The following is an 8,666-nucleotide window of genomic DNA, read 5'->3' on the forward strand; positions in this document are numbered from 1 at the left end:
CGCAGCGGCTGGTAGAAGGCGCCGATCATGTTCTTGCCCAGCGGGTGGTTGATGGCCGTCTTGCCACCCACCGACGAATCCACCTGCGCCAGCAGCGTGGTGGGCACCTGCACAAAAGGCACGCCGCGCATGTAGCTGGCAGCGGCAAAGCCGGCCATGTCGCCCACCACGCCGCCGCCCAGCGCAAACAGCACCGTCTTGCGGTCGGCGCTGGCGGCCAGCAGTGCGCTGAAGATCTGGTCCAGCGTCTGCCAGTCCTTGTGGGCTTCGCCGTCGGGCAGCTCGATGGTCAGCACGCGGCCGTAATGCGGCGCCAGCGCCGCGGCCAGCCGCTGGGCGTACAGCGGCGCCACGGTGGTGTTGGTGACGATGGCCGCCACCGCGGCACGCGGCAGGCCTTGCCAGGAAGCCGGATCGTCCAGCAGGCCGCCGCCGATGCGGATGTCGTAGCTGCGCTCGCCCAGCGCGATGGGCACGGTGACGACGGAGGCGGAAGCGATGGGGGCGACGGGTGCGGCGGTCATGGCGCCCGAGTTTACGGGCGGGCCCGCCAGCTCAGCGCGCGAGGCGGTCGACCGGCGAAGGCACGACCGAGGCGTCCACCAGCCCGGCCAGTTCCAGCTGCATCAGCACCATGCCCACCAGCGTGGGCACCGACGGCCGGCCGGTCTCGATCACGAAGTGGGCGGTGCGGCGGTAGAGCGGGTCGCGCTCGCGGTGCAGGTCGCGCAGCTTGCGCAACGGGTCGGCCACCTGCAGCAAGGGCCGCTGCGTGTCGTGCCGCAGGCGGCGGTAGATCTCTTCGGCCGACGACCGCAGATACACCACGGTGCTGCGGTCCTGCAGCGCCTGCCGATTGGCTTCGCGCAGCACCGCGCCACCGCCGGTGGCCAGCACGCCGGTGGCGCTCTGGGTCAGCTCGTCGATCACCTGTTGCTCCAGATCGCGAAAGGCCACCTCGCCATGCTGGGCGAAGTAGTCGCGGATGTAGCCGCCCAGGCGCTCCTCGATCACATGGTCGGTGTCGACGAACGACACCCCCAACTGCCGCGCAAGCTGACGCCCGACGGTGGACTTGCCACCGCCGGGCATGCCGACGAGGGAAACGAGCACGGTCAGTTGGGTGTGGTGCAGCTCAGAACCGACCCGAAGGGGCTGACCGCGCCGGCCGGGGTGATGGCCTTGTTCGAGAAGTCGCTGGCCAGCCGGTCGAGCGCGAACTCGCGGTAGCTGGACGACTCGGTGCCCGAGACGATGCCGGTGGCGGTGAGCTTGAGCACGATCCACGGCGCGTACATCTCGGCGTAGCGCAGCGTGATGGTGGCCTTGCCTTCACCGTCGGTCACGACCGTGGGGCTGGTCAGCGCCACCACGTTGCCCGGCGTCAGCTGGCCGTCGCCATTGGTGTCGGTCTCGTTGAGACGGCCATCTTCGTTCACGTCTTCGTTCGGGCAGACCAGCGGAATGCTGTCGCTGAAGGTCTGGACGATGTTGCCCGAGCTGTTGACGGTGGTGGTGACGTAGCGCCACCGCTGGGCGGTTTCGTCGTAGGCCATCACGCCCTTGCCGTAGTACGTGGGAATGCCCTTGGCCGTCAGCGTCACGCCGCTCACGCGGATGCCGTTGGCGTCGGTGACGTAGGCCGTCCAGGTCTTCTGGTAGGTGTCCACGTCGGAGTTGGTGATGGTGTTGCCGGTGCCCAGCACGATGAACAAGGCGGACTGGTTGACCGTCAGCGAGACGGTGCCGGTGACGCTGCTGCTGGTGGCCACGGTGGCACGCAGGCGCACACCGTTGTTGGCGGTGGTGGAGGCGCCGGCAATGTAGTTCACGTTGGCCTGGCCGTCAGGGCCGGTCTTGGCCGTGGCCGCGCTCAGGCGTCCGCCGCTGGGGTCCAGGTCCTGGCTGAAGTTCACGGTCAGGCCCTGCACCGGGTTGCCCGAGGCGTCGGTGACGCGGGCGATCACGTTGGTCTGGCTGTCGGAGCCGCCCGCGGTGTTGGGCGCCAGCGCCGAAGGCGACACCTGCAGCACCAGGTCACGCGGCGTGGTGGCGACGAAGGTGGCCGTGGTGGTGGCCACGGCCACGGTGCCGCCGTTGGCATCGAGCACGGTGGCGCTGATGGTGGACGGCGCGGCAAAGTTGGACGTGAGGTTCACGCTGGCAACGCCCAGGCTGTCGGTGGTCACCTGGGTAGCACCCAAGGTGCCGACCGTGGCGGCGAAGCGCACCTGCACGTTGGCCTGCGGCACGCCCGCCCGGCGATAGCGCACCTGCAGCGGATACACCGCACCCACGGTCGGCGACACGGTGGCCGGCAGGAACACGAAGTCCTCGCCACTGACGGTGACGACCGTCGACGCGCCCGCGCCGGCGCCGCTGAAGCGCACGGTGTCGGTGCCGGCGTTGGTGGCCGTGTAGGTCACCGTGGCCTGGCCGCTCGAATCGGTCGTCGGGGCGGCGGGCGAAAAGCCGTTGCCCAGCGAACTGGCCAGGGTGATGGCGACGCCGGGCAACGGGTTGCCCTTGGAGTCCGCGGCGGCCACCGACAGCTGGGAGGTATTGCCCTGCGTCAGCGTGGTGTTGCCCGAGACGGTCAGGCGGGTGCCGACGATGGGGATGGTGTAGGTGGTCTGCACCGTGCCGGAAGACACCTTCACCGTGGCGGTGCGGTTGCTCTTGTCCTGCCCGGCTTCCAGCGTGGCGGCGGCCGCGCCCGAGGCGTTGGTGGCGGCACTCACGTTCAGCAGCCGACCGGTGTCGGTGGTGAAGGTGACGGGCGTGGAAGGCATCGCGTTGTTGTTGGCGTCCTTCAAAAAGGCCGTCAGCACCACCTGGTCGCCGCCACTGCCCAGCGTGGTGGACGAGGCGATGACCTCGATCACGGAAGGCACGGCCGCACCCGGGGTCGCGACCACGGCGAAGGTGGCGGTCTTGGTGACGTTGCCCGACTTGGCGGTGACCGTGACCGTGCGCAGGCTGCGGTCGGTGCCGGCCCCCACGGTGGCCGTGATCACGCCCGAGGCGTTGGTGATCGACTTGTTCGTGGTGGTGGTGTCGCCCGACCCACTGGCTGTGGTCAGCGTGACGATGGCATTGCTGTCGGCCGACAGCTGCACCGCCACACCGGGCAGCGCAGCGCGGTTGGCGTCCAGCGCGGTCACCGTGGCGGTGACGACCGAGGTGCCGTCGTTGGCCAGCGAGTCGGCCGACAGCGCCACCACCAGATCTGCCGCCGTGGCCGTGCCGCTACCGCCGGTACTGCCGCCGCCGCCCAGCACCGGGTCGCCCGAGCTGCCCCCGCCCCCGCCGCAGGCAGCCACCAGCGACAGCGCCGCAACGGACAGCCACGTCTTGAAAGTTCGGATCATCTTGTCTTCTCGCTCGCTTGCTTGCCCGGGCCTTACCGCGCGGTCACGCGGTCGGTCACCACCTTGGGCGTGATGAACACCAGCAGCTCGGTCTTGTTGCTCGACCGCACGGTGTTCTTGAACAGGTTGCCCACCACCGGAATGTCGCCCAGCAGCGGCACCTTGTTGACGTCGTTGCGCTCTTCCTGCGTGAAGATGCCGCCCAGCACCACGGTGCCGCCGTTTTCCACCAGCACCTGCGTGTTCACGTGCTTGGTGTTGATGGCCGGGCCGGCCGTGGTGGCGGTGCCGCGGCTGTCCTTGGCCACGTCCACCGTCAGGATCACATTGCCCTCGGGCGTGATCTGCGGCACCACCTCCAGCTTCAGGCTCGCCTTCTTGAACTGGATGGAGGTGGCGCCGCTGGAGGTGGCCACCTGGTACGGGATCTCTTCGCCCTGCTCGATCACGGCCTTGATCTGGTCGGCCGTCACCACCCGCGGGCTGGAGACGATCTTGCCCTTGCCGTCGGCTTCCAGCGCCGACAGCTCCAGGTTCAGGAAGCGGTTGGCCGAGGCGCTGAACAGCGACAGCGCGAACGTGGCCGCCTGCGAGCCCCCCAGGTTGGCGACGTTGGCCGGCAGGTTGACGAACTGGTTGTTGTAGCGGCCGGTGGTGGTGTTGACCGCGTTGACGTCGGTGCTGGGACTCTGGCCCGTCTGGCCATTGACGGCGTTGTAGCCGCCGCCCACCGTCACGTAGTTGCCGCCGCCCACGCCCCAGCCCGGGATGCCGCCCTGCACGCCGCGCAGGTCGGAGCCGCCCAGCTTGACGCCCAGCGCGCGGCCGAAGGTGTCGTCGGCTTCCACGATGCGGGCCTCGATCAGCACCTGGCGCACCGGGATGTCGATCTTGGCGATGATGGCCTGCACCTCTTCCAGCTTGCTCGGGATGTCAGAGACGAAGAGCTGGTTGGTGCGCGTCTCGAAGATCACGCTGCCGCGCGGCGACAGGATGCGGGTGTTGACGGTGTTGCCGCCGGCGCCGGCGCCACCGCCCTGGCTGGTGGTCTGCCCGGTCAGGCCCTTGGCCACTTCCTCGGCCTTGGTGTAGTTGAGCTGGAACGACTGCGTGCGCACCGGCTCCAGGTCGGCGATCTTCTTGCGCGCTTCCAGCTCCACCTGTTCCTTGGCCGACAGCTCATCCTTGGGCGCGATCCACAGCACGTTGCCGTTCTTGCGCAGGCCCAGGCCCTTGGCCTGCATGATGATGTCCAGCGCCTGGTCCCAGGGCACGTCCTTGAGCCGCAGCGTCACAGTGCCGGTCACGGTGTCGCTGGTCACCACGTTGAAGTTGGTGAAGTCGGCGATGACCTGCAGCAGCGCCCGCACCTCGATGTTCTGGAAGTTCAGCGACAGCTTCTCGCCCGAGTAGCCGGGGCCCTGCACCAGCTTGTTGGGGTCGATCACCATCGGCCGCACTTCCACCACGAACTGGTTGTCGCTCTGGTAGGCGCTGTGCTCCCAGGCGCCGCGCGGCTCGATGGTCATGCGCACACGGTCACCCGTCTGCACCGTGGTGATGGCGCCCACCGGCGTGCCGAAGTCGGCCACGTCCAGGCGGCGGCGCAGCCGGTCGGGCAGCGTCGAGCGCAGGAATTCCACGATCAGCTGCTGGCCCTGCTGGCGGATGTCCACGCCGACCTGGTTGTTGGGCAGCTCCACCACCACCCGGCCAGCGCCGTCCTGGCCGCGGCGGAAGTCGATGTCGCGCAGCGACAGCGGGTCGGCGTTCTGGCTGGGCGCGAAGTGCAACGGCGCCGCTGCCTGCGCAGTGGCCGGCGCCGCGGCGGGCGCGGCCTGCGACACGTCGGCGGCACCGCCGCCGTTGTCCACCACGATCAGCAGCGCCTTGCCTTCCAGCTGCGCCCTGTAGTTGGCGGCCTGCTTGAGGTTGAGCACCAGGCGCGTGCGGTCGCCGCCCCGGGCCACGTTCACCGAACGCAGGTTGCCCTGGTTCAGCTCGACCACCGATCGAGGCAGCGCGCTGCTCACGCCCGGCAGGTCGATGGCGATGCGCGGCGGCGCCTGCACCACGAAGCCCGCAGGCACCGCGACCAGCGGCTCGCTCATCTCGATGCGCACCACCTCACTGCCGGCCTGCTGGGTGCTGGTGATCGACTGGATCACCCCCTGCGCCAAGGCGGCGACGGGGACGCCCACGGCCAGCACGAGGGCCGTGCCCCAGGCTTTCCAACGGGTCATAGTGCGCTTCTCCTGCTCGTTCTTCATCGCTTGCCCTCCTGCAACTGCAGGCTGGTGCTGCGTTCTATCCATTCACCGGCGGCGTCCTGCACGATCTCGCGCAGCGCCACCTCGGTCTCGGTGATGCGGGTGATGCGGCCGTAGTTCTGGCCCAGGTAGTCGCCGGCCTTGACCTGGTAGAGCAGGTTGTCCACCCGCAGCAGCGCGTAAGGCGCGCCCTGGCGGCTGACGCTGCCCACCATCGTCATGCTGTCCAGCGGAAAGGCTTCCAGCGGTTCCTTGCGGCGGTTCAGCTCGGTGGCCAGCAGGCTGCTGGGCTGCCGCGCCTCCTGCTTCAGCGCCACGGTCAGCTTCTGGTTGCTGAAGGGCTCGACCGCATCGGCCCCCGTGTAGGCCTGGGGGTTGAAGCGCTTGGGCGCCTGCAGCGGCTGCACGCTGGGGCGCACCTCGTTCTTCTGCTGTTGCATCCAGGCGCTCAGCTCGGTGTCGTCGGCGCTGCAGCCGGCCAGGACGGCCAGGGCCAGCAGGGGCAGCGCACGCAGGGCAGGCAGGCGGCTCATCGCTTGGCTCCTGCCGCGGCCTTGGCGGCGGCGCGTGCCTTGCGCTGCTCTTCGATCTCGGCCGGGTCGAGGTAGCGGTAGGTGCGCGCGGTGGCCTCCATGGCCAGTGCGCCGTTGGCATCGCGCTGCGGCGCGCTGATGGTCAGGTCGTGCAAGGTGACGATGCGCGAGAGGTTGGCCACGTCGGCCGCGAAGGCGCCCATGTCGTGGTACCGGCCGCTGACGCGGATGGCGATGGGCAGCTCGGCGTAGTAGTCCTTGATGACCACCTGGCCGGGGCGGAACAGCTCGAACTGCAGGCCACGGCCCAGGCCGGCCTGGTTGATGTCGGACAGCAGCGCGTCCATCTCGGCCTTGCCGGGCAGCTGCTTTTCCAGCTGCACCACGTATTCCTCGACCTGCAGCTTCTGCTTGCGCAGCTCGCTGAGGTTGACGGCCTGGCCCAGCTTGGCGCGGTAGTCGGCCTTGAGCGCCGGCTCGCGGTCGCGCTCGGCCTGCAGCAGGTCGGATTGCTCGGACAGCAGCAGCACCCAGCCCAGGGCCACCGCCACCAGCAGGGCCAGCGCAAACACCGCCAGCCGTGGCAGCAGCGGCCACTGGCCGGGCTCCTTCATGTCCAGGCCGCGGAACTGCGCCGCCGCCCGTTCGAAGGACTCGTTGAGGTCGAAACTCATGCGCTTGGAAGACGTTGCCATGGCGGCCCCTTCAGGAAGCTGCCCGCGGCGCCGAGGCCGCGCTGGCCGCGGCCGCCGGTGCCGCCGGCCGCTTGATGGACACCCGCATGGAGAACTCGAACAGCCGGCGCTGCTCGCGGTTGTCGGCCCGCACCGTGGCGGCCTTGATCTCCACCAGCTCGGGCCGCTCCAGCCACTCGGAGTTGTACAGCGCGTTGCGCAGCAGCTCCGAGACGCGTTCGTTGGTCTGCGCGATGCCGTTGATGGCCACCACGCCCTCGGTCTGCTTGATGGCGGTGAGGTACACGCCCTCGGGCGTCTGCCGCGTCAGCTCGTTGAGCAGGTGCACCGGCACGTTGCGGTCGGTCTGCAGGTCTTCCACGGCCTTCTGGCGCGCCTTCAGGCTCTCGATCTCGCCCCGCAGGTTGGCGATGTCCTTGATCTGGCCTTCCAGCAGCGAGATCTCGCGCTGCAGCAGCGCATTGCGGCCGTCCTGCACCGACTTCAGGTGCTGCAGGCCCAGGTACCACAACACCACCAGCAGCAGGCCGACCAGCGCGGCCAGGCCGAGGCCCGCGAAGAAGGCCGCCTTGCGGCGCTTGCGCCGCGCTTCCCGGTGAGGAAGCAGGTTGATCAGGATCACTGCGTGAATCTCCGCATCGCGAGCCCGCAGGCCGTGAGGTACGACGGCGCCTCGCGACGCACCTTGGCCTCGCGCACGGCCGACCCCAGCTTCATCTGGTCGAACGGGTTGACCACCATGGAGGCGAAGCCGGTGAGGTCCGTCACCCGCTCCTTCAGGCCAGGCAGCGTGGCGGTGCCGCCGGCCAGCATCACGTAGTGCACCTTGTGGTGCGGCGTGCTGGTGAAGAAGTACTGCAGCGCGCGGCCGATCTCCTGCGACAGGCTGTCCACGAAGGTGTTGAGCAGCGTGGACTCGTAGTCCTCCGGCAGGTCGCCGGACAGCTTCTTCTGCTCGGCTTCCTCGAACGAGAAGCCGTACTGGCGCGAGATGAGCTGCGTGAGCTGCGAGCCGCCGAAGGCCTGATCGCGGTCGTACAGCATCTCGTCATCACGCAGCACCTTGAGGCTGGTCACGTCGGCGCCGATCTCGAACAGCGCCACCAGCGCGTCCTTGCCTTCGTTGGGCAGGGCATGGATGACGCGGCTCATCGCCAGCCGCGAGGCATGCGACTCGATGTCCAGCACCACCGGCTTCAGGCCGGCGGCTTCGGCCAGGCCCTGCCGGTCCTGCACCCGGTCCTTGCGGGAGGCGGCGATCAGCACCTCCACGTCGCCCATCGAGGTGGGGCTGGGGCCGATGACGCAGAAGTCGAGGCTGACCTCGTCCAGCGAGAACGGGATGTACTGGTTGGCCTCGGACTCGACCTGCAGCTCGAGTTCTTCCTCGCGCAGGCCGGCCGGCAGCATGATCTTCTTGGTGATGACGGCCGACTGCGGCATGGCCATGACCACCTGCTTGGTGCGGCTGCCGCTCTTGGCCACCACGCGGCGCACGGCATCGGCCACTTCGTCGAACTTTTCGATCTGGCCGTCGGTGATCCAGCCTTTTTCGAAAGGCTCGGACGCGAAGCGCTCCAGCACGTAGTCGCCGGACTTGTTCAGACCGAGCTCCACCAGTTTGACGCTGGACGAGCTGATGTCGAGGCCGATCGTAGGCGGATGCTTGCGGCCCAGCAGCGCGTCCAGAAAGCTCACCGGGTTCTCCCAAGCGCGGCCTTTGTGTACCGCGCACTTCAGCGATTGTTAAGAAGTTACTTGAATGCTAGCAGTAAAGCCTTTGTGCAAGATCGGAAA

General features: G+C 68.6%; 8 protein-coding genes. All 8 read right to left on the reverse strand.

The window, feature by feature from the left end:
* Nucleotides 1–524: 3-dehydroquinate synthase family protein (locus ABNT58_RS03585; RefSeq protein WP_348752142.1), on the reverse strand; the 524-nt coding region annotated here is incomplete at its 3' end.
* A 31-nt stretch (nucleotides 525–555) separates the two neighbouring features.
* Nucleotides 556–1,113, reverse strand: coding sequence for a shikimate kinase (locus ABNT58_RS03590; protein ID WP_348752143.1), 558 nt, complete (start codon nucleotides 1,111–1,113; stop codon nucleotides 556–558).
* Nucleotides 1,114–1,115: 2 nt separating this feature from the next.
* Entirely contained in the window at nucleotides 1,116–3,371 is a 2,256-nt protein-coding gene (locus ABNT58_RS03595) for an Ig-like domain-containing protein (RefSeq protein WP_348752144.1), read from the reverse strand.
* Nucleotides 3,372–3,403: 32 nt separating this feature from the next.
* Nucleotides 3,404–5,614, reverse strand: a complete 2,211-nt coding sequence (locus tag ABNT58_RS03600) for a type IV pilus secretin PilQ (protein WP_348752145.1) — start codon at nucleotides 5,612–5,614, stop codon at nucleotides 3,404–3,406.
* Nucleotides 5,615–5,637: 23 nt separating this feature from the next.
* On the reverse strand, nucleotides 5,638–6,174 hold the full coding sequence (locus ABNT58_RS03605; RefSeq protein WP_348752146.1) for a pilus assembly protein PilP: 537 nt from the start codon (nucleotides 6,172–6,174) through the stop codon (nucleotides 5,638–5,640).
* Nucleotides 6,171–6,869, reverse strand: a complete 699-nt coding sequence (locus ABNT58_RS03610; RefSeq protein WP_348752147.1) for a type 4a pilus biogenesis protein PilO — start codon at nucleotides 6,867–6,869, stop codon at nucleotides 6,171–6,173. Before ABNT58_RS03610 ends, ABNT58_RS03605 begins: the two co-directional genes overlap by 4 nt.
* A 10-nt stretch (nucleotides 6,870–6,879) precedes the next feature.
* On the reverse strand, nucleotides 6,880–7,491 hold the full coding sequence (locus tag ABNT58_RS03615) for a PilN domain-containing protein (RefSeq protein ID WP_348752148.1): 612 nt from the start codon (nucleotides 7,489–7,491) through the stop codon (nucleotides 6,880–6,882).
* Nucleotides 7,488–8,567, reverse strand: coding sequence for a pilus assembly protein PilM (locus ABNT58_RS03620; RefSeq protein ID WP_348752149.1), 1,080 nt, complete (start codon nucleotides 8,565–8,567; stop codon nucleotides 7,488–7,490). Before ABNT58_RS03620 ends, ABNT58_RS03615 begins: the two co-directional genes overlap by 4 nt.
* Nucleotides 8,568–8,666 lie beyond the last annotated feature (99 nt).

Source organism: uncultured Aquincola sp. (assembly GCF_964001545.1).
Classification (GTDB): domain Bacteria; phylum Pseudomonadota; class Gammaproteobacteria; order Burkholderiales; family Burkholderiaceae_C; genus Aquincola.